The following is a 25,742-nucleotide window of genomic DNA, read 5'->3' on the forward strand; positions in this document are numbered from 1 at the left end:
TTTGACCTCGTCCGTGAAGGGTTCAGGCGCAGGCCTTGAGCGCCTGTTGAATATCCGCCAGCAGATCGTCGATGTCCTCAAGCCCCACCGACAGCCTTACCAGCCCTTCAGAGATGCCGTACTGGGCACGCTCCTCTGGGGTATAGCTGGAGTGGGTCATGCTTGCCGGGTGCTGAGCCAGGGATTCGGCATCACCGAGACTGACGGCACGGCTGAACAATTGCAGGGCGTTCATGAAACGCCGCCCGGCGCTAATGCCGCCCTTGAGTTCGAAGGCGATCATGCCGCCAGGCAAGCGCATCTGCCGCTGGGCCAGCTCGTACTGGGCAAAACCGGGCAAACCGGGGTAATTGATCAGTTCGACTTCCGGCTGTTGCTGCAGGTATTCGGCGATGGCCTGGGCGTTACTGCAGTGGCGTTCCATGCGCAGGGTCAGGGTTTTCATCCCGCGCATGAGCAAGGCGGCGTCGTGCGGCGACATCACCGCACCGGTCATGTCCTTCAAGCCTTCCAGACGAATCCGATCGACCAGCGCCTTGCGCCCGACCACCAGGCCGGCAGTGATATCGCCATGGCCACTGAGGTACTTGGTCGCCGAATGCACCACCAGGTCGGCACCCAGCTCCAGCGGCCGCTGCAGGTACGGGGTGCAGTAGGTGTTGTCGACCACCACGCTGATATCGTGCGCGTGCGCAAGCTTGGCCACGGCGCCGATGTCGGTCATGTGCATGTTCGGGTTGGCCGGGGTTTCGAAGTAGATAACCCGGGTCTTGTCGCTGATCGCCGCAGCGACCGCGTGTAAATCGCTCATGTCGACATGCCGGACCTTGACCCCGAACTCGCCGATGCCATGGTGCAAAAAGGCGAAGGTGCAGCCGTACAGTGTCCGCCCTACCAGCACCTCATCGCCGGGGCGCAGCAGCGTCCATAGCGTGGCGGTGATCGCGCCCATTCCCGAGGCCAGTGCCAGCCCCGCTTCGCCGCCCTCCAGTGAGGCCATGCGTTGCTCCAGCAGGGCCAGGGTCGGGTTGGAGATACGGCTGTAGAAGTACCCGGCTTGTTCCCCGGCGAAGCAAGCAGCGCCGTACTCGACGGTAGGAAAAGCGAAGGTAGCCGTCTGATAGACCGGTGGCACAAGGGCCCCGTTGTGTTCCAGCGGATCGTAACCGTGGTGAATGGCGCGGGTGGCAAAACCTGTTTTGTTATTGGAGCCGCTCATGGCAAACAGCCTCTAGTGGTTTGTTATAAGCTTATGCCACTGAGGTGCTGATTTTTTTCCAAATGTAGCCGTCCCTGCGGGTGGTTATTGACATAAAAACAACAAATCCAGACCACGGAGGGTAAAACATGCCTACAGCCATCGACCGCACCGACCGCGCCTTGCTCGCAGCCCTGCAAGGCAACGCCCGGCTGACGGTGTCCGAACTGGCCGACCAGGTCTCGCTGACCACCTCGCCATGCTGGCGACGGGTGAAGTTGCTGGAAGAGTCCGGCTATATCACCGGCTACCAGGCCATCCTCTCGCCCAAGGCCCTGGGTTTTGGCGTGACCGCTTTCGTCAGCATCATGATGGACTCGCACACCAAGGAAATGGCCCGCGCCTTCGAGCAGCGGCTGATGGAAATCCCCGAAATCGTCGCCTGCCACAATATCTCCGGGCGCTATGACTTCCTCCTGGAAATCCTTGCCCGGGACCTGGAGTCATTCGGTGAGTTTGCGCGGGAAGTGCTGCAGACCTTGCCGGGGGTGAAGGAGATTTACTCGAGTTTCTCGTTCAAGGCGGTGAAGGAGAAACGGGTGATTCCGGTGTCGGAAAAGCACATCTGAGTTTACAACCAACAAAAAACCCCACCTGAGTGGGGTTTCCTGTTCAGCGCTAACGCTTAGATCGCGCCACGTTTGCGCAGCAGGTCCAGCACCTGTTTGACGCCGTCTTCCAGGCTGAGGTTCTGGGTGTCGATAACCAGGTCCGCATCCAGCGGTACGTCATACGGGAAACTTTCGCCCGGAATGTTGTCGCCACCGGCGGCATACAGGCCCTGCGGGTCACGCTCACGGCAAGCCAAAGGCGATGCCTGGACGTAGACGGTGAGCAAACGCTCCTTGCCGATCAGCGCCTTGGCCTGTTCGCGGCCTTCGGCATCCGGGGCGACGAAGGCGGCCAGGGTCAGCAGGCCGGCTTCGTTGAACTGACGCGCAACATGCGCGGCACGGCGCCAGTTCTCGGTACGCCCGGCACGGTCCTGCGGCAGGCCCTTGTTCAGGTCGTGACGCAGGTTCTGGCCATCGAGCACGTACACCGCACGGCCCATGTCGAACAGCTTGCGCTCCACGGCGTAGGCCAGGGTGCTCTTGCCCGCGCCCGAGAGGCCGCTGAACAGCACGGTGGCCGGCTGCTGGCCGAAGCGCAGGGCACGCTCTGCAGTGTCCACGTGGGCCAATTTGCCGTGCTGGCCGACGGTGCCATGAGGCACAACCGGTGGCGCGATGATCATGCCGGCGCCGACGGTGCCGTTGGTCAGGCGGTCGATGACAATAAAGGCACCGGTGGTGCGGTTGCTGTCATAGCCGTCCAGCGCGATCGGGGCGTCGAGGCTGACCTTGACCTTGCCGATCTCGTTGAGCTGCAGGGCACTGGCAGCGCCCTGCTCCAGGGTGTTCACATCGACCTTGTGGGCGATGCTGGCAATCGAGCCCGGCACATAGCTGGTGGCGCGCTTGATGTCGTATTTCTTGCCCGGCAGCATCGGCTCTTCAGCCATCCACACCAGCATGGCGTCGAACTGGTCGGTCACCGGCGGCACGTTGTCGGCATGTACCAGCAAATCGCCACGGGAGATGTCGATTTCGTCTTCCATGGTCAGGGTCACGGCTTGCCCTGGGCCGGCGTTTTCCAGCTCACCCTCGAAGGTGACGATGGACTTGACCCGGCTGCTCTTGCCCGACGGCAGCACGACGATTTCATCGCCCTTGTGCACCACGCCGCTGGCCAGGGTACCGGCAAAGCCACGGAAGTTCAGGTTCGGGCGGTTGACGTACTGCACCGGGAAGCGCAGGTCGGTGAAGTTGCGGTCGGCCGCGACTTCCACGGTTTCGAGGATTTCCATCAATGCCGGGCCCGAGTACCACGGCGAACGCTCGCTGCGGTTGACCACGTTGTCGCCCTTGAGCGCCGACATCGGCACGAAGTGCAGGCTGCTCGGGGTCATGTTGATAGCCTCGGCAAACTTCAGGTAGTCGGCCTTGATGCTGTCGAACACGCCCTCGTCGAAGCCCTTGAGGTCCATCTTGTTGACCGCAACGACAATGTGCTTGATGCCCAGCAACGAGGCAATGTAGCTGTGCCGACGGGTCTGGGTCTGCACGCCGTAGCGGGCATCGACAAGGATGATCGCCAGGTCGCAGGTGGACGCACCGGTGGCCATGTTGCGGGTGTACTGCTCATGGCCCGGGGTGTCGGCGATGATGAACTTGCGCTTGGCGGTAGAGAAGTAGCGGTAGGCCACATCGATGGTGATGCCCTGCTCGCGCTCGGCCTGCAGGCCGTCGACCAGCAACGCCAGGTCGATGTCGTCACCGGTGGTGCCGACTTTCTTCGAATCGCGGGTGATGGCTTCCAGATGATCTTCGTAGATCATCTTCGAGTCGTGCAGCAGGCGCCCGATCAGGGTGCTCTTGCCGTCATCGACGTTACCGCAGGTAAGGAAGCGCAGCAGCTCTTTACGTTCGTGCTGGGCCAGGTAAGCGAGGATGTCCTCGCTGATCAGATCAGATTGGTGGCTCATTACATTCAAGCTCCAAGCTGTAAGCTTCAAGCGGCAAGCTTGTCGGCATACAACTAGTCAGAAATTTTGTTGATCAACCCGCTCAGCATTCTTGAAAGCTCACGAGTCTCTGTAATCCACTCATTCGACAAAGGCTTTGGCAGATAGCCTACCTCTCCCCCGATGATGATCTGCGTACGCAACTCACCGCAGGAAGCCTTGGCAATACACAGATAACGAACCTTTTCTTTTGCCGTTCTCCGTTCCATGCCTTCAGCGATATTCGACGGGATAGAAAGTGCCGCCCGCGTGATCTGATCCTTGAATCCAAGATCCCGGCACACCCTCTGCTGCCTGTAAATCGCTACCGTCAAATCTTTGCTTCTCTGCCAAACAGCAAGCTTCTCAAAGTCCATTGTGAGCACTCTCACGCGCCCACAATGGGGCGGCAGCCGACAAAATCCAGAAGCTACGCATCTTGCTTCTAACTTGCAGCTTGCCGCTTGTAACTTGAAGCTTAGAAGTAACCTTGCCGTTTTTTGTCTTCCATGGAGCCGGCGCCATCGTGGTCGATGACGCGGCCCTGGCGCTCGGAAGTGCGCGTCAGGAGCATTTCCTGAATGATGTCGGTGAGGGTTTCGGCCTCCGACTCCACCGCGCCCGTCAACGGGTAGCAGCCAAGGGTACGGAAACGCACCTTCTTCTTGACGATACGGGCCTTTTCTTCCTCCGAGAGGTGCTCGAGGATGCGCGGGTCGTCGATCATGATCAGAGTGCCGTTCTTCTCGATCACTTCGCGTTCGGCCGCGAAGTACAGCGGCACGATCGGGATACCTTCGAGGTAGATGTACTGCCAGATGTCCAGCTCGGTCCAGTTCGACAGCGGGAACACGCGAATCGATTCGCCCTTGTTGACCTTGCCGTTGTACACGTTCCACAGCTCGGGACGCTGGTTCTTCGGGTCCCAGCGGTGCTTGCTGTCGCGGAACGAGTAGACGCGCTCCTTGGCCCGCGACTTCTCTTCGTCGCGGCGCGCACCACCGAAGGCGGCATCGAAGCCGTACTTATCGAGCGCCTGTTTCAGGCCCTCGGTCTTCATGATGTCGGTGTGCTTGGCACTGCCGTGGGTGAACGGGTTGATGCCCTGGGCGATGCCGTCCGGGTTGACGTGAGTGATCAGCTCCAGGCCCATTTCCTCGACCATCTTGTCGCGGAAGCTGTACATCTCCTGGAATTTCCACTGGGTGTCGACATGCATCACCGGAAACGGCAGCTTGCCCGGGAAGAAGGCCTTGCGCGCCAGGTGCAGCATCACGGCCGAGTCCTTGCCAATCGAGTACAGCATCACCGGGTTATCGAACTCGGCGGCCACCTCACGAATGATGTGGATGCTTTCCGCCTCCAACTGTTTCAAATGCGTCAGTTTGTCGACCATGGTTACTCACGGAAATACGATCTTATGGACGGCCAGCGGGCCGTGTTCGAGCGAGCCACTTTATCACAGCGCCCGATTCTATTTAGGCGGCCAACTAGAACGAAACAGTATAAGAATATGCCCTGCCGTTTTAGCCTCAGATCGGGTTCGGACAGTCGATGAACAGGTGCTCCAGGGCAAAGCGCCGGGCCAGGTAATCACCCAACGCCTGCACACCGTAACGCTCGGTGGCATGGTGGCCGGCGGCGATGAAACTGATGCCGTTCTCGCGGGCGCTGTGGAAGGTCTGCTCGGAGGCTTCGCCACTCAAATACAGGTCGACGCCGGCGGCAATCGCCTGGTCGATGTAGCCCTGACCGCCACCGGTGCACCAGCCGACCCGGCGAATGATCTGCTCGCCTTCGATCAACAGCGGCTCGCGCCCCATCACCTCCTGTACCTTGCGGGCAAAATCGCGTGCCGACATCGGCTCGGCCAGCGAACCGACCAGGCCGACGATCCGCGGGTTCTCGGGGTCCAGCGGGCCTTCGACGGTGATGTCGAGCTGACGCGCCAGCTGCACGTTGTTGCCGACTTCCGGGTGCAGGTCCAGCGGCAGGTGGTAGGACAACAGGCTCAGGTCGTTCTTGAGCAGGGTTTTCAGCCGACGCTGCTTCATGCCGGTGATGCACGGGTTCTCGCCCTTCCAGAAGTAGCCGTGGTGCACCAGCACCAGGTCGGCTTCGGCTTCGACCGCAGCATCGAGCAAGGCCTGGCTTGCGGTAACGCCGCTGACGATGCGAGTCACCTGCGGGCGGCCTTCGACCTGCAGGCCGTTGGGGCAGTAGTCCTGGATTTTGGCGCTGCCGAGGTAGCGTTCGGCTTCCTCGACCAGGGTGCTCAGGGCAACAGCCATGAAAAGACTCCTCAATTTCGCAGTTCAGCGCGGCCCAAGGCCTCGTATAATGAGCGTCATTATGGGCCGTCGCCGGGTTTGGGGAAACCGACGGCAGTTGCCTGGGGGCTGGCGTTGTTGGTTTTCGTGACGATTAAACAGTTCCTGCACGCGCCCGAGCGCAGTATGATCGCGCGCGTTCACGCTCCCAGCTGTCATCGGCCCTCTGCCAACTCCCAGGATTTGTTCAATGTTCAAGGCTTTGCGTTACTTTGGCTGGCCGCTGCTGGTCGGCGTGCTGATCGCCCTGTTGGTCATTCAGCGCTTTCCGCAATGGGTCGGCCTGCCCAGCCAGGACGTCAACCTGCAACAGGCACCGCAAACCACGCGGATCATGCAGGGGCCGGTGTCCTACGCCGACGCCGTGAGCATCGCCGCCCCGGCAGTGGCCAACCTGTACACCACCAAGGTGGTCAACAAGACCGCCCACCCGCTGTTCGAAGACCCGCAGTTCCGCCGCTTCTTCGGTGACAACCTGCCCAAGCAGCGCCGCTGGGAGTCGAGCCTGGGTTCGGCGGTGATCATGAGCCCGGAAGGCTACCTGCTGACCAACAACCACGTGACCTCCGGTGCCGACCAGATCGTGGTGGCGCTCAAGGACGGCCGTGAAACCCTGGCGCGGGTGATCGGCAGCGACCCGGAAACCGACCTCGCGGTACTGAAGATCGACCTGAAGAACCTGCCGTCGATCACCATCGGCCGCTCCGACAACATCCACATCGGCGACGTCGCCCTGGCCATCGGCAACCCCTTCGGCGTCGGCCAGACCGTGACCATGGGCATCATCAGCGCCACCGGGCGTAACCAGTTGGGCCTGAACAACTACGAAGACTTCATCCAGACCGACGCCGCAATCAACCCGGGCAACTCCGGTGGCGCGCTGGTCGATGCCAACGGCAACCTTACCGGCATCAACACGGCAATCTTCTCCAAGTCCGGCGGTTCGCAAGGCATCGGCTTTGCCATTCCGACCAAGCTGGCGCTGGAGGTGATGAAGTCGATCATCGAGCACGGTCAGGTAATTCGTGGCTGGCTGGGCATCGAGGTGCAACCGCTGAGCCAGGAGCTGGCCGAGTCGTTCGGCATGCAGGGGCGCCCGGGTATCGTTGTCGCGGGGATTTTCCGTGATGGTCCGGCGCAAAAGGCCGGCCTGGAGCTGGGTGACGTGATCCTGAGCATCAATGGCGAGCCGGCCGGCGATGGCCGCCGCTCGATGAACCAGGTGGCGCGGATCAAACCCAACGACAAAGTGGCGATCCAGGTCATGCGCAATGGCAAGGAGCTCAAGCTGACCGCCGAAATCGGCTTGCGTCCACCGCCGGCACCGGCGGCCAAAGAAGAAAACTGATGGGTTAACAGCATCGCGGGGCAAGCCCGCTCCCACAGGTTTTGTGGTTTACCTGTGGGAGCGGGCTTGCCCCGCGATGGGGTCAGTGCAGAATCTGGCTCAAGAACAGCTTGGTCCGCTCATTCTGCGGCCGGTCGAAGAAGTCGTCCGGCGCTGCCTGCTCCACAATCTCGCCCTTGTCCATGAAGATCACCCGGTTCGCCACGGTACGGGCAAAGCCCATCTCGTGGGTCACGCAGAGCATGGTCATGCCGTCTTCCGCCAGGCCAACCATGGTATCGAGCACTTCCTTGACCATCTCCGGGTCCAGCGCCGAGGTCGGTTCGTCGAACAACATGATCTTCGGCTTCATGCACAGCGCCCGGGCAATCGCTACCCGTTGCTGCTGACCACCGGACAGCTGCCCCGGGAACTTGTTGGCCTGCTCCGGAATGCGCACCCGCTCAAGGTAATGCATGGCGATTTCCTCGGCCTTGCGCTTGGGCATCTTGCGTACCCACATCGGTGCCAGGGTGCAGTTCTGCAAGATGGTCAGGTGCGGGAACAGGTTGAAATGCTGGAACACCATGCCGACTTCGCGACGGATCGCTTCGATCTGCTTGAGGTCGTTGGTCAGCTCCACGCCATCGACGACGATGCGCCCCTGCTGGTGCTCTTCCAGGCGGTTGAGGCAACGGATGGTGGTCGACTTGCCCGAACCCGACGGCCCGCACAGCACGATACGCTCGCCCTGGCGCACATTCAGGTTGATGTCCTTGAGCACGTGGAACTGGCCGTACCACTTGTTCACGCCCTGCATCTGAATAATGCCTTCAGGGCTCACAGGCTGTTTGATCGCTTCACTCATGGGAACACTCCTAACGCTTGTGGCCTGTGTCCAGCTTGCGCTCCAGATGCATGGAGTAGCGGGACATACCGAAACAGAAAATCCAGAAAACCAGGGCGGCGAATACGTAGCCCTCGGTCGCCATGCCCAGCCAGGTCGGGTCGGCAGCGGCCTGCTTGACGCTGTTGAGCAGGTCGAAGAGGCCGATGATGATCACAAGGCTTGTGTCCTTGAACAGGGCAATGAAGGTGTTGACGATGCCGGGGATCACCAGCTTCAGGGCTTGCGGCAGAATCACCAGGCCCATCGAACGCCAGTAACCCAGGCCCATGGCCGCGGCGGCTTCATACTGGCCCTTGGGAATGGCCTGCAGGCCACCGCGCACCACCTCGGCGATGTACGCCGACTGGAACAGGATCACGCCGATCATGGCCCGTAGCAGCTTGTCGAAACTCATGCCTTCGGGCAGGAACAACGGCAGCATCACCGAAGACATGAACAGCACGGTGATCAGCGGCACGCCGCGCCAGAACTCGATGAAGGTCACGCAGACCACCTTCACCGCCGGCATGTTCGAACGCCGCCCCAGCGCCAGCAAGATCCCCAGCGGCAAGGCGCCGACGATGCCCACGGTGGCGATCACCAGGGTCAGCATCAGCCCGCCCCACTGGCTGGTCGGTACCGTGGCCAGGCCCAGGTAGCCGCCATGCAGCAGGGTGTAGGCGATGATCGGGTACAGCACCAGGAAGCCCAGGCCGTAGATCGCCTTGCGCGGGAAGCGCGAGATGAACAGCGGCGCTGCGCCGATTACCGCCAGCCAAACAGTCAGATCGACACGCCAGCGCAGTTCACTGGGGTAGTAGCCGTACATGAACTGGCCGAAGCGCTGCTGGATGAACACCCAGCAGGCACCCTCCTTGGTGCAGTCGGCGCGGGTGGTGCCGACCCAGTTGGCGTCGACGATCGACCATTGCAGCAGCGGCGGCACGATCAGCCATACCAGGTACACGGCAAACAGCGTCAGCAGGGTGTTGAGCCAGCTGGAGAACAGGTTGCTGCGCATCCAGGCGACTACGCCGACGGCTTTGACCGGTGGCGGCATATCGGGTTTGAAAACATGGGTACTCATGCGCTTGTCCTCACCGCTCGATCAGCGCAATGCGCTTGTTGTACCAGTTCATCAGCAGGGAAATGCTGATGCTGATGGCCAGATAGACGCTCATGGTGATGGCGATCACCTCGATGGCCTGGCCGGTCTGGTTGAGCACGGTACCGGCGAACAGCGAGACCATTTCCGGGTAGCCGATACCGGCCGCCAGCGACGAGTTCTTCGCCAGGTTCAGGTACTGGCTGGTCAGCGGTGGGATGATCACCCGCAGCGCCTGGGGAATGATCACCTTGCGCAGCGTCGGCCCTTCGCGCAGGCCCAGGGAACGGGCCGCTTCGGTCTGGCCGTAGCTCACCGAGCGGATGCCCGAACGCACGATCTCGGCGATAAAGGCTGCGGTGTAGATGGTCAGCGCCAGGGTCAGGGCCAGCAGTTCCGGGATCAGCACCCAGCCGCCGACGAAGTTGAAGCCCTTGAGCTGCGGCATTTCCCAGTGCAGCGGTGAGCCGAACAGCAGCACGCCCAGTGCCGGAATGCCGAAGAACAGGAACAGGCCGACCCAGAATTTGTGGAACGGCTCGCCGGTGGCCTCAAAGCGCCGGTTGGCCAGACGCACCATCAGCACAATGGCGACGATGGCCAGCGCCAGGCTGACGACGAACGGCCAGAATCCCTCGGCCATGGACGCACCGGGCATGTTCAGGCCGCGGTTGCTGATAAAGAAGGTGTCGTTGAGATTGATGCTACCCCGCGGTCCCGGCAGGGTCAGAAACACCGCGAAGTACCAGAACAGGATCTGCAACAGCGGTGGGATGTTACGGAAAGTCTCGACATACACCGTGGCCAGCTTGCTGATCATCCAGTTCGGTGACAGTCGCGCCACACCGATGATGAAGCCCAAGAGGGTCGCGAGAATGATGCCGATGAAGGTTACCAGCAGGGTGTTGAGCAGGCCGATGACGAAAACCCGCGCATAGCTGTCCTGTTCGGTATAGGAGATCAGGTGCTGGGCGATGCCGAAACCGGCACTGCGTTCGAGAAAGTCGAAGCCCGAGGTGATCCCGCGGTGTTGCAGGTTGGTCTGGGTATTGTGAAACAGGTACCAGCCCAGACCAACCACCGCGACCACGGTGAGGATCTGGAACAGCCACGCACGCACACGTGGATCGCTCAGGGATAGTCCCTTGGGTGCGCCGATATTATTTTGCATGTAATGCCCCGAAAGGAAGGGAACCGAACAGCCTGCGGCGGCCGAATGCCGCCGCAGGCCGCAACCGTCAGCGCACCGGTGGCGCGTACTGGATGCCGCCGTTGTTCCACAGGGCGTTCAGACCGCGGTCGATTTGCAGTGGGGTTTCCTTGCCCAGGTTTTTCTCGAAGACTTCGCCGTAGTTGCCGACCTGCTTGACGATCTGCACTACCCAGTCCTTCGGCAGTTTCAGGTCTTTGCCGTACTCGCCATCGGCGCCGAGCATACGGGCCACGTCAGGGTTCTTGGTGGCCTTGGCTTCGGCCTCGACGTTCTTCGAGGTGATCCCCATCTCTTCGGCATTGAGCATGGCGAACAGGGTCCACTTGACGATGCTGAACCACTCTTCATCGCCTTTGCGCACTACCGGGCCCAGCGGCTCCTTGGAGATGGTCTCCGGCAGTACCACGTAATCGGCCGGGGCGGCCAGCTTGGAGCGCTGTGCGTAGAGCTGCGACTTGTCGGAGGTCAGCACGTCGCAGCGGCCGGATTCCAGCGACTTGGCGCTCTCGTCGGAGGTGTCGAAGGTGATCGGGGTGTACTTCAGGCCATTGGCGCGGAAGTAGTCGGAGACGTTGAGTTCGGTGGTGGTGCCGGCCTGGATGCAGATGGTTGCACCGTCCAGTTCCTTGGCGCTGGAAACACCCAGCTTCTTGTTGACCAGGAAACCAATGCCGTCGTAGTAGGTAACACCGGCGAACACCAGGCCCATGCCGGCGTCACGGGAGCTGGTCCAGGTAGTGTTACGCGACAGCACATCGACTTCGCCGGACTGCAGCGCGGTGAAGCGTTCCTTGGCGTTGAGCTGGCTGAACTTGACCTTCTTGGCGTCACCGAACACCGCAGCGGCCACCGCGCGGCAGACGTCGGCGTCGATCCCGACGATGTTGCCCTTGGCATCCGGCACCGAGAAGCCCGGCAAACCGTCACTGACACCACATTGAACGAATCCCTTCTTCTGTACTGCGTCCAGGGTCGCACCTGCCTGTGCGAAACCGCTGATACTCAACGCGGTAGCAGCGGTAACCACTGCCAGTGTGGATTTCAACATCTTCATTCAAACCTCCAGTTTTGCTCTTGTTGTGTGAGCCGGGATTGCACCGCACCCTTATGAGGCGCATCCGACCCGTGTTGGCTTGTTTTTGGGTCAATTGGCGCAATGCGCTGTTCTGTGACAGCCTTGGGGACCGCTAACGGGTGTTACCGTCCAAAACGTGTAACCTCGCATCAGGAGTTTCATAGCAAAGCGCGTACCACACTGAGGGGCTAAAGCGTTTCAGTTCACGTCAAGAGGGAAACTTGCAGCGTTGCGACAGGTTTTTCCCGGATTTACCCGACGCGCCTTCATTTCATGCACGCAAACAAGAGCGCGCGCACACTTTCGGAGCAGTCATGACCCACCCGCTGATTCTCGAACCACAAAAAAACGCTGATGCCTGTGTGATCTGGTTGCACGGCCTGGGGGCCGATCGTTACGACTTCATGCCGGTCGCCGAGGCCTTGCAGGAAGTGCTGCTGACCACCCGCTTCGTCATGCCCCAGGCGCCCACCCGCCCGGTAACCATCAACGGTGGCTATGAAATGCCCAGTTGGTACGACATCAAGGCCATGACCCCGGCACGGGCCATCGATGAAGAGCAACTGCAGGCGTCAGCCGACCAGGTGATCGAACTGATCAAGGCCGAACAGGCTAAGGGGGTGGATCTGGCGCGCATCATCCTCGCCGGTTTCTCCCAGGGCGGCGCGGTGGTGCTGCACACTGCCTATATAAAGTGGCAGGAAGCATTGGGTGGCGTTATCGCCCTGTCGACCTATGCCCCGACCTTCGCCCAGGAACGCGAACTGAGCGCCTGCCAGCAACGGACCCCGGCCCTGTGCCTGCACGGTGTTTATGATCCTGTGGTGCTGCCGGCGATGGGCCGTACCGCCTTTGAGCACCTCCAGCATTGGGGTGTCGACGCCGAGTGGAAGGAATACCCGATGGAGCACGAGGTGCTGCCCAAGGAAATCCACGATATCGGCCAATGGCTGAGCGAACGCCTGCGCTAAAAGCAGACTTCCCTGTAGTTGTCAGTGCAATCCACTACGCCGCGCCCGAATCTTGCATTACACTGCCCGGCGTACATTCCTTAACCAATTGATGAGATGACCGTGCTCAAAGCACTCAAGAAGATGTTCGGCAAGAGCGAGGTTGAGCAACTCGCCACCGAAACCGCTGCCCCCGTGAAGCAGCCGCCCGCAGCACCCCAGGCCCCTGCCCCGTCGGCACCGCTCAAGACCGAGGCCCCTGCCCCGGTTCGCGCCGAAAAACCGGCTGAGGCCAAGCCGCGCCGTGAGCGCAAGCCAAAACCCGCAGCCTCCACCTGGAAGCTGGAAGACTTCGCCGTCGAGCCGCAGGAAGGCAAGACCCGCTTCCATGACTTCAAGCTCTCGCCCGAGCTGATGCATGCGATCCACGACCTCGGCTTCCCGTATTGCACGCCGATCCAGGCCCAGGTCCTGGGTTACACCCTGCGTGGCAAAGACGCCATCGGCCGGGCCCAGACCGGCACCGGCAAGACCGCAGCCTTCCTGATTTCGATCATTACCCAGCTGCAGCAGACCCCGCCGCCAAAAGAGCGCTACATGGGCGAGCCTCGGGCGCTGATCATTGCCCCGACCCGCGAACTGGTCGTACAGATCGCCAAAGACGCCGCGGCACTGACCAAATACACCGGCCTGAACGTCATGACCTTCGTCGGTGGCATGGACTTCGACAAGCAACTCAAGGCCCTCGAAGCCCGCCACTGCGACATCCTGGTGGCCACCCCGGGCCGTCTGCTGGACTTCAACCAGCGCGGCGAAGCGCACCTGGACATGGTCGAAGTGCTGGTCCTGGACGAAGCCGACCGCATGCTCGACATGGGCTTCATCCCCCAGGTTCGGCAGATCATCCGCCAGACCCCACCCAAGAGCGAGCGCCAGACCCTGCTGTTCTCGGCTACCTTCACCGAAGACGTGATGAACCTGGCCAAGCAGTGGACCACGGACCCGGCAATCGTCGAGATCGAACCGGAGAATGTCGCCAGCGAAACCGTCGAGCAGCACGTCTATGCCGTGGCCGGCAGTGACAAGTACAAGCTGCTGTACAACCTGGTGACCGAGAACAAGTGGGAACGGGTGATGGTCTTTGCCAACCGCAAGGACGAAGTGCGGCGCATCGAGGAGCGCCTAGTGCGCGACGGCGTCAACGCCGCCCAACTGTCGGGCGACGTGCCGCAGCACAAGCGGATCAAGACCCTGGAGAGCTTCCGCGAAGGGCGCATCACCGTGCTGGTGGCCACCGATGTGGCTGGCCGCGGTATCCATATCGACGGCATCAGCCATGTGATCAACTTCACCCTGCCGGAAGACCCGGACGACTACGTGCACCGTATCGGCCGTACCGGCCGTGCCGGCACCAGCGGCGTGTCAATCAGCTTCGCTGGTGAAGACGACTCCTACCAGCTGCCGGCCATCGAAGCGCTGCTGGGACGCAAGATCAGCTGCGAGATGCCGCCAACCGAGCTGCTCAAGCCGGTACCGCGCAAGCATCACTGATAACGCTGAACCTATCGCGGGGCAAGCCCGCTCCTACACCAACCTGTAGGAGCGGGCTTGCCCCGCGATGCTTTTCGTCCATTTAATCCTTCCGATATTGCCCAAATAAACAAAAAGTCCATAATAGACAAAATAGTTCATTTGGAGCTTCGCATGTCTGCGCCTCTCGTCATCGATCAACAGCACGCTCGCCAACTGCTCGCCCAGGTGGATGTCCCGCAGATCCTGCGCAACCTGTTCCGTGACCTGGCGGCCGGGCAAGCGGTGCAACCGCCCCAGCAACTGGTGGAGTTTCCGGCAGGCAAAGGCGACTTCATCAACTATGGCGGCGTACTGGCCCAGGAGCGCGTCTACGGGGTCAAGACCTCGCCCTACATCGTCCGTGAGCAAGGCCCGCTGGTCACCGCCTGGACCCTGCTGATGTCCATGGACAGCGGCCAACCCCTGCTCCTGTGCGATGCCGGCGAGCTGACCACCGCGCGCACCGCCGCCACCACCGCCGTGGCCGTCGACGCCCTGGCGGCCACTGACGCCCGGCGCCTGACCCTGGTCGGCAGCGGCCCGATTGCCCGCGCGCACCTGCATTACGCCCGCGGCCTGCGCGAGTGGCAGGATATCCGCCTGTACTCGCCAAGCCTTAGCGAACAGTCGGCCGGGCAGCGCCAGGCCCTGACCGATCTTGATCCACGTCTGGTGCTCTGCGCGAGCCTGGAGCAGGCCGTGGCGGATGCCGACGTGATCCTGCTGTGCACCTCCTCGGCCAGCCCGGTGCTCGACCCACGCCAGTTGAGCAAGCCCGCGTTGATCACCTCGATCAGTACCAATGCCGTCCGCGCCCATGAAGTGCCGCCAGCGAGCTTGAACGAGATGGACGTCTACTGCGATTACCGGGTGACCACCCCGGGCAGCGCCGGTGAGATGCGCATCGCCTCCGAGCAACATGGCTGGCAAGCCGAAGCGATCGTCGGCGATCTGGCGCAATTGATCAGTGGCGCAGCGCAAAAACCGACCTACCAGCGCCACGCCTTCTTCCGCTCCATCGGCCTGGGCCTTGAAGACATCGCCCTGGCCAACGCCCTGTACCGCCTGCCACGCGCCGACTGAGGAAACCTCCATGCAACAGGCTGATTTCATCATCATCGGCGCCGGTATTGCCGGCGCCTCCACCGGCTACTGGCTGGCCGGCCACGGCCGGGTGCTGCTGCTTGAGCGCGAGTCGCAGCCGGGCTACCACTCCACCGGCCGCTCGGCGGCGCTGTACACCGCCGCCTATGGCACGCCACAAGTGCGCGCGCTGACCCTGGCCAGCCGCGCGTTTTTCGACCACCCGCCAGCAGGCTTCGCCGAGCACCCGCTGCTCAGCCCGCGCGGGGAAATGACCGTCGACCTCAACGGCGACCCTGAAGAGTTGCAGCGCCAGTACCAGAGCGCCAAGGCCTGCGTGCCGGAAGTCGAGCTGCTCAGCGCCGAGCAGGCCTGCGCGCGCCTGCCGGTGCTGCGCCGCGACAAGGTGCATGGCGCCCTGTATGACCCGAGCGCCAGCGACATCGACACCGACGCCCTGCATCAGGGCTATCTGCGCGGCATTCGCCGCCAGCAGGGCGAGGTGCACAGCGACTGCGAGGTTCAGCAACTGCGCCGCGACGCCGACGGTCTCTGGCAGGTGCAGACCAGCCGTGGCAGCTTCAGCGCCCCCGTGCTGATCAACGCCGCCGGTGCCTGGGCCGACAAGATCGCTGAACTGGCCGGCGCCCAGCCGCTGGGCTTGCAGCCCAAGCGCCGCGCCGCGTTCATCTTCGCCGGCCCCGAAGGTATCGACAGCCAAGCCTGGCCAATGCTGGTCAGCCTCGATGAATCGTTCTACATGAAACCCGACGCCGGCATGCTGCTCGGCTCTCCGGCCAATGCCGACCCGGTCGAGCCCCATGATGTGCAGGCCGAAGAACTGGACATCGCCATGGGCATCTACCAGATCGAAGAAGCCACCACCCTGAGCATTCGCCGCCCGACCCGCACCTGGGCCGGGTTGCGCAGCTTCGTTGCCGACGGCGACCTGGTAGCCGGCTTCGATCCACAGGTACCGGGCCTGTTCTGGGTTGCCGCGCAAGGCGGCTATGGCATCCAGACCTCGCCGGCCATGGGCCAGGCTAGCGCCGCCCTGGTGCGTGGCGAGGACTTGCCCGAAGCACTCAAGGGCTTTGGCCTGAACGCCGCAATGCTGTCGCCGCGCCGCCTGCAAGGGTGACGCCCGGCCGCGATTGCGGCACACTCCCAGCGCCCTTTCGCCAAGGGCGCTGACACCGCCTGGAGCCTGCCCGAATGCCCACACCCCGCCCCGATCCCGCCCTGCAAAACTACCGGGCCATCGCCGACGCCATCGCCACCCTGTTCTTCCCCCACGCCGAAGTAGTGCTGCACGATCTGCGCAGCCAGAAGATCGATTACATCGCCAACAACCTGTCCAAGCGCGAGATTGGCGATGAGGCGGCCCTGGAGGACATGCTCGAGGCGGGCACCGACGAGACCAACATCGGCCCCTACGAAAAACTCAATTGGGACGGGCAGAAGATCCGCTCGCTGAGCACCGTGCTGCGCGACCCGGCCGGCAAGCCGCTGGCGGTGTTGTGCATCAACCTGAATATCTCCCTGTTCGAGAACGCCAAGGCGGCGCTGGACCTGTTCCTCTCGCCAAGCAAGTTGATCCCGCAGCCCGATGCGCTGTTTCGCGATGACTGGCAAGAACGCATCAACACCTTCCTCAACAGCTGGCTGCGTCAACGGCAACTGAGCCTCAACCTGCTCAGCCGCGACCACAAGCGCGAACTGGTGCTGGCCCTGCACGCCGAAGGCGCGTTCAAAGGCAAGAGTGCGGCCAACTATGTGGCCAATGTGCTGGGGATGGGACGGGCGACGGTGTACAAACACCTGAAGGAACTCAAGGCCTGACTGGCTCCAGGCCTTGAGTGAGTCGGCGATCAGTCGCCGTAGATGTCCGACTTGAAGTACTTGGCCTGGATCTTCTGGTATTCGCCGTTGGCGCGGATAGCGTCGATGGCCTGGTTGAGCTGGCTGACCAGCTCGCCATTGCCCTTGCGCACGGCAATCCCCGCGCCTTCACCGACATATTTCGGATCTTTGAGCTCTGGGCCGGTAAAGGCGTAGTCCGCGCCGCGGGGCATGGACAGGAAGTCTTCCAGGGGAATGGTGTCGGCAAAAATCGCATCGACCCGTCCGGATGCCAGGTCCATGTAGATTTCTTCGTTGTTGCCGTAACGCTGGACCTTGATGCCCTTGGGTTCGAACACTTCGGTGGCGTAGCGATCAGTGGTGGTCGCGCGCTGCACGCCGACGGTCTTGCCCTTGAGGCTTTCGTACTGGTCATCGACCACCGCACCTTTTTTCATCACCAGCCGCGATGAGGTGAAGTAGTACTTGTGGGTGAAGTCCACGGACTTCTTGCGCTCTTCGCTGATGGTCATCGACGACAGCGCGGCGTCGATTTTCTTCACTTTCAGCGAAGGGATCAGGCCGTCGAACTCGACTTCTTTCCATTCACACTTGACCTGCATCTGCGCGCACAGGGCGTTGCCGATGTCGTAGTCGAAACCGACGATCTGGCCTTTGTCATTCTTCGAGGCAAAGGGTGGGTAGGCGGCTTCGATGCCGATGCGCAGGGTATCCCCAGCGGCGTACAGACTGCTGCTGGCCAACAGGCTCATGGCCAGACCGCTGATCAGGGTGAACTTGTTCATGACGGGTCTCTCTCGCTCGTTGTTGGAGGTGTGTTGCAAGACAGAGGGAAAGGCGGGCAGGCAAGGGGCGGCCTGGAACTATTTTGTACTCATAATTCCATACTGGACTTTTTCGTATTAAAACTCAACAAGCAAAAGCATTGTGGGAGCTGGCAAGCCAGCTCCCACAGGGTTACCAGCGCCCGGCAGCGTCCTCATCACTCTGCTTGCCTTCGACCCAGCGCGGGCCGTCCCCGGTCTGTTCCTTCTTCCAGAACGGCGCACGGGTCTTGAGGTAGTCCATGATGAAATTGCAGGCGTCGAACGCGGCCTGGCGATGAGCACTGGCGACACCGACGAAGACGATCGGCTCACCCGGTTCAAGGCCGCCGATACGGTGCAGCACCTCGACCTTGAGCAGTGGCCAGCGCTGCTCGGCTTCAACCACGATCTTGCCCAGGGCCTTTTCGGTCATGCCCGGGTAGTGTTCCAGGAACATCCCCGCCACGTCCTGGCCATCATTGAAGTCGCGCACGTAGCCGACAAAACCCACCACCGCGCCCACGCCAACATTGGCCGCGTGCATGGCGTTGACTTCGACACCCGGATCAAAGGCCTCGGCCTGGACTCGAACGCTCATCTCAGCCTCCGGTCACTGGCGGGAAGAACGCTACTTCGTCACCGTCTTCGAGCGGCTCGTCCAGCTTGCACAGCTCTTCGTTACGCGCGCACATCAGGTTCTGTTCGCTCAGCACCTCATACTTGCCGCCCTTTGCGACCAGTGCCTTGCGTACGTCATCCAGGGTAGCGAACGAACCGTCGAGCTTCTCGACGTCGATACCCAGAACCTCCCGGTAACGGGCGAAATACATCACCTTAATGTTCATTTGACTTCATCCGCCTGGTAATGGCCGCTCTTGCCGCCCAGTTTCTCCAGCACGCGCACGCCATCGATGATCATGCCGCGGTCGACCGCCTTGCACATGTCGTAGATGGTCAGGGCCGCGACGCTGGCAGCGGTCAGGGCTTCCATTTCCACGCCGGTCTGCCCGGCCAGCTTGCAACGGGCGACGATGTAAACGGTGTCGTTGCCTTCAGCGCTGAGCTCGACCTTGACGCTGGTCAGCAGCAACGGGTGGCACAACGGAATCAGGTCGCTGGTTTTCTTTGCCGCCTGGATGCCAGCAATGCGCGCCACGGCAAACACGTCACCCTTGGGGTGCTCGCCTTCGACGATCATCTGCAGGGTTTGCGGGAGCATGCGCACCCGCGCTTCGGCCACGGCCTCACGCGAAGTCACGGCTTTATCGGTGACGTCGACCATATTGGCGCGACCTTGGGAATCGAGATGAGTCAGCACAGCGTTACTCCTGCTTCAGGACAGCCGATTGTAAACCCTCGAGTCAGGCCTTAGCGACAAGCGCGGGCAATGCCAGCGTCTTTTAATGTGCGTTATTCATCTATTACACGCTGGCGCTCGGGCAGGTAGAAACTGGCAACGCTGCACACTTGAAGACACCATTACCCGACGCCAGGAGGCACCGCTATGGTCATTAACGCGAAAGACTACGAAAAGTTGCAACCCGTCTTTGCTCCATACATTGGCAAAACATTCAGCAAGCAGCTAGCCAAACAGATCAGCGAAACGGCAGGCGGGGGTGAAGTCACCGAGATTCGGCCGGGGGTCATTGGTTACACCGGGCAAAGCCCTTACCTGCTGATTCTCGACGGGGACGACACCATCATCAGCGTGATTTTCACCGGCTGGAGCGGTTTTGGCCGTGGCTGGAAATGAAGTCACCGGCAATGAAAAAGCCCGCATCGACTGATGCGGGCTTTTTTACAACCTCCGTGATGGTTACAGGTGCGATTCGGCGTATTCGGCCAGAATCGAGCGCGGCACGCCCTGCAGGGTGATGTGCACGCCGTTGGGGAAGTCCTTGAAGCGCTCGGTCAGGTAGGTAAGGCCGGAGCTGGTAGCGGACAGGTAAGGGGTGTCGATCTGCGCCAGGTTGCCCAGGCAGATCACCTTGGAACCGGTGCCGGCACGGGTGATGATGGTTTTCATCTGGTGCGGGGTGAGGTTCTGGCATTCGTCGATCAGGATCAGGCTCTGCTGGAAGCTGCGGCCCCGAATGTAGTTCAGCGATTTGAACTGCAGCGGTACACGCTCGAGGATGTACTCGACGCTGCCATGGGTGTTTTCGTCATCCATGTGCAAGGCTTCGAGGTTGTCGGTGATTGCCCCGAGCCAAGGCTCCATTTTTTCTGCTTCGGTACCCGGCAGGAAGCCGATTTCCTGGTCCAGCCCCTGCACGCTACGGGTGGCGATGATGCGCCGGTAGCGCTTGCTGACCATGGTCTGCTCGATGGCGGCAGCCAGGGCCAGGATGGTCTTGCCGGAACCGGCGGCGCCGGTCAGGTTGACCAGGTGAATGTCCGGGTCAAGCAAGGCGAACAGCGCCAGGCTCTGATGAATGTCCCGGGGCTTGAGGCCCCAGGCCTCCTGGTGCAGCAGTGGCTCCTGGTGCAGGTCGAGCAGCACCAGCTCGCCATCCTTGATGCCCTTGATCCAGCCGACGAAGCCCTGTTCGTCGATGATGAACTCGTTGATATGCACGGCCGGCAGGTTATCGATCATCTGCACCCGGTGCCAGGTGCGGCCATGGTCCTGGCGGGTCTCGACCTTGCTGACGCGGTCCCAGAACGAGCCGGTGACGCTGTGATAGCCCTTGGACAGCAGGGAAACGTCGTCAACCAACTGGTCGGTGCTGTAGTCCTCGGCCGCGATTCCACAGGCGCGGGCCTTGAGGCGCATGTTGATATCTTTGGTGACCAGCACCACGTCCATTTCCTTGCGTCGACCACGCAGCTCCAGCAACTGGTTGATGATGATGTTGTCTGCGAGGTTTTCCGGCAGCAGGCGGTTGGGCTCGTTGCGCGGGCTCATGAGAATGGACAAAAAGCCTTTGGGGCCACTCTTGCCCCGCTGGATCGGCACGCCCTGCTCGACATCGGCCGGCGTGGCATCGCCCAGGGTCTGGTCGATCAGGCGGATGGCCTGGCGACATTCGGCGGCAATCGTGTGTTTGCCGGTCTTGAGTTTGTCGAGCTCCTCCAGCACCGTCATCGGGATGGCGACGTGATGCTCCTCGAAGTTGAGCAATGCGTTGGGATCGTGAATCAGTACATTGGTATCGAGCACATAAAGGATTGGCTGGTTGGAGGAAGTGGTGCGTCCTTGATCATCCATACTCGGTCACCTTTGTGGGAGCCAGACGACGCAATACCTGAACGGTGCTGCGCCGCGAAGTGGCCGCCGGTTCTCCCCGGGCCCGCGTCGTTACGGGTAGGGAGCTGCGAACAAAGAATGGGCCGTAGGACGCCACCTGTGCTGCAGGGTTCGGCGGTCTGTCTTCGTAATACCGCAAAACCCATGACCGAAAAAAGCGTTTTTACGTTTTTTTGAAGTTTATTTTTCGATCGGCCAATTAGCCCTTGGCGCAGGGGCAAAGCACCGCTACAGTCATAAATCCAGTCATGTGAAATGCCTGCGGCGTTTTATTCCCGGGCGCCAAGCGATCCTCACATCTTCACAGCTTTTCGCCGAAATTCCGGCAATCTTCCCAGCCAATTCCACTCTGCGCCGTTTGCTTGAGCAACCAGGCCAGTGCTTCCTGCGCCTTGGGCTGGGCGTCGTGAAACTGGATCAGCCCCTTGCGCCACAGCAGCATCAAGGTCAGCACCCGCTGGGCCGACTGCTCGCTGTTCAACGCGCCCTGATCCTGGGCGTCGATATCCCACAACACCACCTGCAAATGCTGGCCGGCGAAGAATGCCTGGCTGTCGGCACGGCGCTGGCCGTAAGGCGGCCGGAACAACGGCACATACTGCTGTGGCAAGTCGCCCTGCACCCGCGCCTGGCTGCGCAGTACCGAGTCCTGCCAGCCCTGCCACTGCCCGTGGGAGCGATACTGCCAGCCTTGCAAGCCCACGCACTGGTCCTGGTAAAGCGCCCTCAGGTCGGCCAGCGAGGTCTTGTCGCGCCGGTTCTGCAGACTGTTGCCCAACACAAAAAAGGTCGCAGACAGCCGTTGCCGGCGCAGGAACTCGGCCAGGCCTTCGGTACTACCGCCCGCCAATGACGGGCCGCCATCGAAGGTCAGCATGAACAGCCGGTCGTTGAGCTCGTCGCCATTGCGCTCAAGGTCGGAGAAGCGCTCGATCTCGCTGGCAGTCTGCGGGAACAGCGCGGCCTTGCGCAGCAACTCGTCCAGGTAGCGCTCGTGAAAAGCGCGGCCGGGCTCGGCCCAACCGCCATAAAAGGAATCGGCGGCAACCTCGAAGCTCGCCGTCTGTTTGCGAAAATCAGCCAGGTCGTCGATGGCATAGCAGAATGAGGCGTCCTGCTCGCAGCTCTTCTGGGCCAGGTCGTAGTTGCGCCACAAGCGCTGCCAAAGGCGCTGGCGCAGGCTGTTGATCGACACCAGGTTGATCTGCCGCAGGTTCAGCCGCGCCGCCAGGGTGCCCTGATCAAGCACCTCGCTTTCACCCAGCACCCGGGCGAAGCCGAGGATCTCGGCGCGCGAGGCGACATCGAACAACGCCGGGCTGTCGAGCGGCTCAGGCCAGTGGCTGCGGTCAAAGGTGGCGACCGGGGCAGGCGCTGCACCAGCAGCAACGCTGAACAGTCCGGCCAGTAAGAGAAGGGCAATGCGCACGATCGGGCTCTCCGTTTTCCTCGCCGCGCACTATAGCGCCAAGTGTCGGGATGGTCTGTGGCTATTACCTTGATAGCTGGAGATCGCCGCCCCCGCCCCGTAGAATCGGCGCCACGAATAAAGGAGCCGACCTGATGCTGACGGTGATTTCCCCCGCCAAGACCCTCGACTACGACACCCCGCCGGTGACCCAACGCTACACCCAGCCGCAGTACCTGGACGACTCCCAGGAACTGATCGTGCAACTGCGTGAACTGTCGCCTGCGCAGATCAGCGAACTGATGCACCTCTCCGACAAGCTCGCAGGTCTCAATGCCGCGCGCTTCGGCAGCTGGACCCCGGCCTTCACCCCGGAAAACGCCAAACAGGCGCTGCTGGCGTTCAAGGGTGACGTGTACACCGGTCTCGATGCCCAGACCCTCAGCGAAGACGACTTCAGCTACGCCCAGGATCACCTGCGCATGCTCTCCGGCCTGTACGGCCTGCTGCGCCCGCTGGACCTGATGCAGCCCTATCGCCTGGAAATGGGCACCAAGCTCGCCAACGCCCGTGGCAAGGACCTGTATGCCTTCTGGGGCACGCGCATCAGCGAATGGCTGAACCAGGCCCTGGCCGAGCAAGGCGACGAGCTGCTGCTGAACCTGGCCAGCAACGAGTACTTCAGCGCGGTCAAGCGCAGTGCCCTCAAGGCGCGGGTGATCAATACCGAATTTCGCGACTTCAAGAACGGCCAGTACAAGATCATCAGCTTCTACGCCAAGAAGGCCCGCGGCATGATGAGCCGTTTCGTGATCCAGGAACGCATCAACGATCCCGAACAGCTCAAGCAGTTCGATGTGCAGGGCTACTACTACAGTGCCGAGCTGTCGAAGGCCGATAACCTGGTGTTCCTGCGCGATCATCCGGACGAGTAACCCTCTGGGGCCGCTTCACAGCCCAATCGCTGGCAAGCCAGCTCCCACAGGTTTTTGTGGGCACTGGCTTGCCAGCGATGACGCCTGAACAATCGCCATAATACTGACGACAAAAAACCACCCACCTAGTTTTATTGCAAAATGCCATAAGACCGTTCGTAATTTTTTGACGAATTTCGAAAAATAATTTCCGGTACTGGCACAAAAACATCCCCCCTCGCGTTCGCCCTTTATATACAGGGATGAAACTGCCAAGTGCTATCAAAGTGAAAGTATGGCCATCAGATAAAATATTAAAAAATCTTTCACGACCTTTGAACTCGCCCCGGAACTTATCCCCTCAGCCGTCGCTCATACCACCCGTAACGATTCTCGAGCGACAGGTGAGAGATGACTTACATCACTGATTGGAGCGCACAGCCATTGTGCATCCAGACAACTTTGACTTGAGTGTCGGTCGCCCGACCTACAGTTGAACCCAGGAGAAACGCGCCCCTACAAATCGTCCTTGTGGTTGATTTCAAAGGATTTTATTCACTTGAAAGAACAAGCACTGCAGTTCCGGGTAACCGATCTGCAATAAAGACGGCTGCATAACAGGGCACGCCCATAATTATTGGCCTTTGGCTGCCAAGTTTAAGTGCAAAGACTTTTGCACTTGATATTTATATGCCTGCACACGGCGAAGTGACATCTTTTTGCCACGCCGCCGTGTGCCCGATAACTGCTGGTTAATCAACCCGGTCTGGCTCTTCTTATTGAGCCGGCGTGATAAACACATGAGGTGAATGCGATGCGTATCAGCATCTTTGGTTTGGGTTATGTGGGTGCAGTCTGTGCTGGCTGCCTGTCGGCACGGGGTCATGAAGTGATTGGCGTCGATGTATCCACCACCAAGATCGACCTGATCAACCAAGGCAAATCGCCGATTGTCGAACCGGGCCTCGAAGCCCTGCTGCAACAGGGTATCGACAATGGCCGCCTGCGTGGCACCACCGATTTTGCCGCCGCCATCCGCGACAGCGACCTGTCGATGATCTGCGTCGGTACGCCAAGCAAGAAGAACGGCGACCTGGGCCTGGAATACATCGAGTCGGTGTGCCGCGAAATCGGCTTCGTGCTGCGGGAAAAATCCAGCCGCCACACCATCGTGGTGCGCAGCACCGTATTGCCGGGCACAGTGAAGAACGTGGTCATCCCGATCCTCGAAGACTGTTCGGGGAAAAAGGCCGGCGTCGACTTCGGCGTGGCGGTCAACCCGGAATTCCTGCGCGAAAGCACCGCGATCAAAGACTACGACCAACCGCCAATGACCGTCATCGGCGAGCTGGACAAGACCAGTGGCGACCTTCTGCAATCGCTGTACGAAGAACTCGACGCACCGATCATCCGCAAGGACATCGAAGTGGCCGAGATGATCAAGTACACCTGCAACGTCTGGCACGCCACCAAGGTCACCTTCGCCAACGAGATCGGCAACATCGCCAAGGCTGTCGGCGTCGATGGCCGTGAAGTGATGGACGTGGTCTGCCAGGACAAGGCCCTGAACCTGTCGCAGTACTACATGCGCCCGGGCTTTGCCTTCGGCGGCTCGTGCCTGCCCAAGGACGTGCGCGCCCTGACCTACCGCGCCGGCAGCCTGGACGTCAAAGCACCGCTGCTCAACTCGCTGATGACCAGCAACGAATCGCAGGTGCAGAACGCCTTCGACATCATCGAGAGCCACGACAAGCGCAAGATCGCCCTGCTCGGCCTGAGCTTCAAGGCCGGCACCGACGACCTGCGTGAAAGCCCGCTGGTGGAACTGGCCGAACGCCTGATCGGCAAGGGCTACGACCTGAACATCTACGACAGCAACGTCGAGTATGCGCGGGTCAACGGCGCCAACAAGGACTACATCGAGTCGAAGATCCCCCACGTGTCGTCGCTGCTCAATGCCGACTTCGACCAGGTGATCAAGCACGCCGACGTGATCGTCCTGGGCAACCGCGACGAGAAATTCCGTGCCCTGGCCCAACAGGCTCCGGAAGGCAAACAGGTCATCGACCTGGTCGGTTTCATGAACAAACCATCCTGCCCGGCCAGCCGTACCGAAGGTATTTGCTGGTAACCACAGGCTGCGCGGGGCTACCC

At 61.1% G+C, this 25,742-nt stretch carries 25 protein-coding genes; 10 read left to right on the forward strand and 15 right to left on the reverse strand.

All coding sequences use genetic code 11. From position 1 onward, the window contains the following. Positions 1-22: 22 nt before the first annotated feature. Complete coding sequence (locus tag PspR32_RS21375) at positions 23-1,219, reverse strand: methionine gamma-lyase (RefSeq protein ID WP_010220748.1); 1,197 nt, start codon at positions 1,217-1,219, stop codon at positions 23-25. A gap of 128 nt (positions 1,220-1,347) precedes the next feature. Between PspR32_RS21375 and PspR32_RS21380 the strand changes: the two genes are divergently transcribed. After that, the gene (locus PspR32_RS21380) at positions 1,348-1,827 is read left to right on the forward strand and encodes an Lrp/AsnC family transcriptional regulator (RefSeq protein ID WP_010220747.1); all 480 of its coding nucleotides are present in this window, start codon (positions 1,348-1,350) and stop codon (positions 1,825-1,827) included. A gap of 56 nt (positions 1,828-1,883) precedes the next feature. On the opposite strand, the gene cysN is transcribed toward PspR32_RS21380, so the two are convergent. The 4 genes from cysN to PspR32_RS21400 all read right to left on the reverse strand — a co-directional run bounded on the left by cysN (position 1,884) and on the right by PspR32_RS21400 (position 6,094). Continuing rightward, positions 1,884-3,785, reverse strand: a complete 1,902-nt coding sequence (gene cysN, locus PspR32_RS21385) for a sulfate adenylyltransferase subunit CysN (RefSeq protein ID WP_159389129.1) — start codon at positions 3,783-3,785, stop codon at positions 1,884-1,886. Between the two features lie 53 nt (positions 3,786-3,838). Beyond that, positions 3,839-4,180, reverse strand: a complete 342-nt coding sequence (locus PspR32_RS21390; protein WP_010220745.1) for a four helix bundle protein — start codon at positions 4,178-4,180, stop codon at positions 3,839-3,841. A gap of 101 nt (positions 4,181-4,281) precedes the next feature. Then, a complete protein-coding gene (gene cysD, locus PspR32_RS21395) occupies positions 4,282-5,199 on the reverse strand; it encodes a sulfate adenylyltransferase subunit CysD (protein WP_010220744.1) in 918 nt (305 codons plus the stop codon). 136 nt (positions 5,200-5,335) lie between these two features. Next, positions 5,336-6,094: a Nif3-like dinuclear metal center hexameric protein gene (locus PspR32_RS21400; protein ID WP_010220743.1), complete on the reverse strand. Its 759-nt coding sequence runs from the start codon at positions 6,092-6,094 to the stop codon at positions 5,336-5,338. Between the two features lie 229 nt (positions 6,095-6,323). Between PspR32_RS21400 and algW the strand changes: the two genes are divergently transcribed. Next, positions 6,324-7,481, forward strand: a complete 1,158-nt coding sequence (gene algW, locus PspR32_RS21405; RefSeq protein WP_010220741.1) for a Do family serine endopeptidase AlgW — start codon at positions 6,324-6,326, stop codon at positions 7,479-7,481. A gap of 82 nt (positions 7,482-7,563) precedes the next feature. On the opposite strand, the gene PspR32_RS21410 is transcribed toward algW, so the two are convergent. From PspR32_RS21410 to PspR32_RS21425, 4 genes are all read right to left on the reverse strand, one after another. After that, positions 7,564-8,328, reverse strand: a complete 765-nt coding sequence (locus PspR32_RS21410; RefSeq protein WP_010220739.1) for an amino acid ABC transporter ATP-binding protein — start codon at positions 8,326-8,328, stop codon at positions 7,564-7,566. Between the two features lie 10 nt (positions 8,329-8,338). Then, the gene (locus tag PspR32_RS21415; RefSeq protein ID WP_010220737.1) at positions 8,339-9,436 is read right to left on the reverse strand and encodes an amino acid ABC transporter permease; all 1,098 of its coding nucleotides are present in this window, start codon (positions 9,434-9,436) and stop codon (positions 8,339-8,341) included. 10 nt (positions 9,437-9,446) lie between these two features. Further along, on the reverse strand, positions 9,447-10,625 hold the full coding sequence (locus tag PspR32_RS21420; protein ID WP_159389130.1) for an amino acid ABC transporter permease: 1,179 nt from the start codon (positions 10,623-10,625) through the stop codon (positions 9,447-9,449). 67 nt (positions 10,626-10,692) lie between these two features. Continuing rightward, a complete protein-coding gene (locus tag PspR32_RS21425; protein WP_010220735.1) occupies positions 10,693-11,721 on the reverse strand; it encodes an amino acid ABC transporter substrate-binding protein in 1,029 nt (342 codons plus the stop codon). 335 nt (positions 11,722-12,056) lie between these two features. On the opposite strand from PspR32_RS21425, the gene PspR32_RS21430 reads away from it, so the two are divergent. From PspR32_RS21430 to PspR32_RS21450, 5 genes are all read left to right on the forward strand, one after another. Continuing rightward, complete coding sequence (locus PspR32_RS21430) at positions 12,057-12,713, forward strand: alpha/beta hydrolase (protein WP_010220734.1); 657 nt, start codon at positions 12,057-12,059, stop codon at positions 12,711-12,713. 102 nt (positions 12,714-12,815) lie between these two features. Further along, entirely contained in the window at positions 12,816-14,243 is a 1,428-nt protein-coding gene (rhlB, locus tag PspR32_RS21435) for an ATP-dependent RNA helicase RhlB (RefSeq protein ID WP_232531776.1), read from the forward strand. Between the two features lie 153 nt (positions 14,244-14,396). Beyond that, positions 14,397-15,347 (forward strand): ornithine cyclodeaminase family protein, encoded by a 951-nt coding sequence (locus PspR32_RS21440; protein ID WP_159389132.1) that lies wholly within the window; start codon positions 14,397-14,399, stop codon positions 15,345-15,347. 10 nt (positions 15,348-15,357) lie between these two features. Next, on the forward strand, positions 15,358-16,488 hold the full coding sequence (locus tag PspR32_RS21445; protein WP_036996817.1) for an NAD(P)/FAD-dependent oxidoreductase: 1,131 nt from the start codon (positions 15,358-15,360) through the stop codon (positions 16,486-16,488). 74 nt (positions 16,489-16,562) lie between these two features. Then, positions 16,563-17,189, forward strand: coding sequence for a helix-turn-helix transcriptional regulator (locus PspR32_RS21450; protein ID WP_010220730.1), 627 nt, complete (start codon positions 16,563-16,565; stop codon positions 17,187-17,189). Positions 17,190-17,218: 29 nt separating this feature from the next. Here PspR32_RS21450 and PspR32_RS21455 read toward each other — a convergent pair whose 3' ends face one another. From PspR32_RS21455 to moaC, 4 genes are all read right to left on the reverse strand, one after another. Continuing rightward, positions 17,219-17,995, reverse strand: a complete 777-nt coding sequence (locus PspR32_RS21455; RefSeq protein WP_010220729.1) for an ABC transporter substrate-binding protein — start codon at positions 17,993-17,995, stop codon at positions 17,219-17,221. A 172-nt stretch (positions 17,996-18,167) separates the two neighbouring features. Continuing rightward, positions 18,168-18,614 (reverse strand): molybdopterin synthase catalytic subunit MoaE, encoded by a 447-nt coding sequence (moaE, locus tag PspR32_RS21460; protein ID WP_010220728.1) that lies wholly within the window; start codon positions 18,612-18,614, stop codon positions 18,168-18,170. Between the two features lies 1 nt (position 18,615). Beyond that, positions 18,616-18,861 (reverse strand): MoaD family protein, encoded by a 246-nt coding sequence (locus PspR32_RS21465; RefSeq protein ID WP_010220727.1) that lies wholly within the window; start codon positions 18,859-18,861, stop codon positions 18,616-18,618. Continuing rightward, entirely contained in the window at positions 18,858-19,334 is a 477-nt protein-coding gene (gene moaC / locus PspR32_RS21470) for a cyclic pyranopterin monophosphate synthase MoaC (RefSeq protein ID WP_010220726.1), read from the reverse strand. Before moaC ends, PspR32_RS21465 begins: the two co-directional genes overlap by 4 nt. 186 nt (positions 19,335-19,520) lie before the next feature. Between moaC and PspR32_RS21475 the strand changes: the two genes are divergently transcribed. Continuing rightward, positions 19,521-19,769, forward strand: coding sequence for a hypothetical protein (locus PspR32_RS21475; protein ID WP_010220721.1), 249 nt, complete (start codon positions 19,521-19,523; stop codon positions 19,767-19,769). Between the two features lie 63 nt (positions 19,770-19,832). On the opposite strand, the gene PspR32_RS21480 is transcribed toward PspR32_RS21475, so the two are convergent. After that, the gene (locus PspR32_RS21480) at positions 19,833-21,227 is read right to left on the reverse strand and encodes a PhoH family protein (RefSeq protein ID WP_010220720.1); all 1,395 of its coding nucleotides are present in this window, start codon (positions 21,225-21,227) and stop codon (positions 19,833-19,835) included. Between the two features lie 340 nt (positions 21,228-21,567). After that, complete coding sequence (locus tag PspR32_RS21485) at positions 21,568-22,695, reverse strand: polysaccharide deacetylase family protein (RefSeq protein WP_159389133.1); 1,128 nt, start codon at positions 22,693-22,695, stop codon at positions 21,568-21,570. A 134-nt stretch (positions 22,696-22,829) separates the two neighbouring features. On the opposite strand from PspR32_RS21485, the gene yaaA reads away from it, so the two are divergent. Continuing rightward, a complete protein-coding gene (gene yaaA / locus PspR32_RS21490) occupies positions 22,830-23,609 on the forward strand; it encodes a peroxide stress protein YaaA (protein WP_036996821.1) in 780 nt (259 codons plus the stop codon). Positions 23,610-24,402: 793 nt separating this feature from the next. Continuing rightward, positions 24,403-25,719: a nucleotide sugar dehydrogenase gene (locus PspR32_RS21495; protein WP_010220716.1), complete on the forward strand. Its 1,317-nt coding sequence runs from the start codon at positions 24,403-24,405 to the stop codon at positions 25,717-25,719. Positions 25,720-25,742: the final 23 nt, after the last annotated feature.

The organism is Pseudomonas sp. R32, from assembly GCF_009866705.1.
GTDB lineage: Bacteria > Pseudomonadota > Gammaproteobacteria > Pseudomonadales > Pseudomonadaceae > Aquipseudomonas > Aquipseudomonas donghuensis.

Coding starts and splice junctions, on each gene's coding strand:
- PspR32_RS21420 (WP_159389130.1), bottom strand. CDS start 10,625: ATGCAAAATAATATCGGCGCACCCAAGGGACTATCCCTGAGCGATCCA.
- PspR32_RS21465 (WP_010220727.1), bottom strand. CDS start 18,861: ATGAACATTAAGGTGATGTATTTCGCCCGTTACCGGGAGGTTCTGGGT.
- PspR32_RS21475 (WP_010220721.1), top strand. CDS start 19,521: ATGGTCATTAACGCGAAAGACTACGAAAAGTTGCAACCCGTCTTTGCT.
- PspR32_RS21425 (WP_010220735.1), bottom strand. CDS start 11,721: ATGAAGATGTTGAAATCCACACTGGCAGTGGTTACCGCTGCTACCGCG.
- moaE (WP_010220728.1), bottom strand. CDS start 18,614: ATGAGCGTTCGAGTCCAGGCCGAGGCCTTTGATCCGGGTGTCGAAGTC.
- PspR32_RS21480 (WP_010220720.1), bottom strand. CDS start 21,227: ATGGATGATCAAGGACGCACCACTTCCTCCAACCAGCCAATCCTTTAT.
- PspR32_RS21495 (WP_010220716.1), top strand. CDS start 24,403: ATGCGTATCAGCATCTTTGGTTTGGGTTATGTGGGTGCAGTCTGTGCT.
- PspR32_RS21415 (WP_010220737.1), bottom strand. CDS start 9,436: ATGAGTACCCATGTTTTCAAACCCGATATGCCGCCACCGGTCAAAGCC.
- cysD (WP_010220744.1), bottom strand. CDS start 5,199: ATGGTCGACAAACTGACGCATTTGAAACAGTTGGAGGCGGAAAGCATC.
- PspR32_RS21380 (WP_010220747.1), top strand. CDS start 1,348: ATGCCTACAGCCATCGACCGCACCGACCGCGCCTTGCTCGCAGCCCTG.
- PspR32_RS21410 (WP_010220739.1), bottom strand. CDS start 8,328: ATGAGTGAAGCGATCAAACAGCCTGTGAGCCCTGAAGGCATTATTCAG.
- cysN (WP_159389129.1), bottom strand. CDS start 3,785: ATGAGCCACCAATCTGATCTGATCAGCGAGGACATCCTCGCTTACCTG.
- PspR32_RS21450 (WP_010220730.1), top strand. CDS start 16,563: ATGCCCACACCCCGCCCCGATCCCGCCCTGCAAAACTACCGGGCCATC.
- PspR32_RS21375 (WP_010220748.1), bottom strand. CDS start 1,219: ATGAGCGGCTCCAATAACAAAACAGGTTTTGCCACCCGCGCCATTCAC.
- algW (WP_010220741.1), top strand. CDS start 6,324: ATGTTCAAGGCTTTGCGTTACTTTGGCTGGCCGCTGCTGGTCGGCGTG.
- PspR32_RS21440 (WP_159389132.1), top strand. CDS start 14,397: ATGTCTGCGCCTCTCGTCATCGATCAACAGCACGCTCGCCAACTGCTC.
- PspR32_RS21430 (WP_010220734.1), top strand. CDS start 12,057: ATGACCCACCCGCTGATTCTCGAACCACAAAAAAACGCTGATGCCTGT.
- PspR32_RS21455 (WP_010220729.1), bottom strand. CDS start 17,995: ATGAACAAGTTCACCCTGATCAGCGGTCTGGCCATGAGCCTGTTGGCC.
- yaaA (WP_036996821.1), top strand. CDS start 22,830: ATGCTGACGGTGATTTCCCCCGCCAAGACCCTCGACTACGACACCCCG.
- PspR32_RS21390 (WP_010220745.1), bottom strand. CDS start 4,180: ATGGACTTTGAGAAGCTTGCTGTTTGGCAGAGAAGCAAAGATTTGACG.
- PspR32_RS21400 (WP_010220743.1), bottom strand. CDS start 6,094: ATGGCTGTTGCCCTGAGCACCCTGGTCGAGGAAGCCGAACGCTACCTC.
- PspR32_RS21445 (WP_036996817.1), top strand. CDS start 15,358: ATGCAACAGGCTGATTTCATCATCATCGGCGCCGGTATTGCCGGCGCC.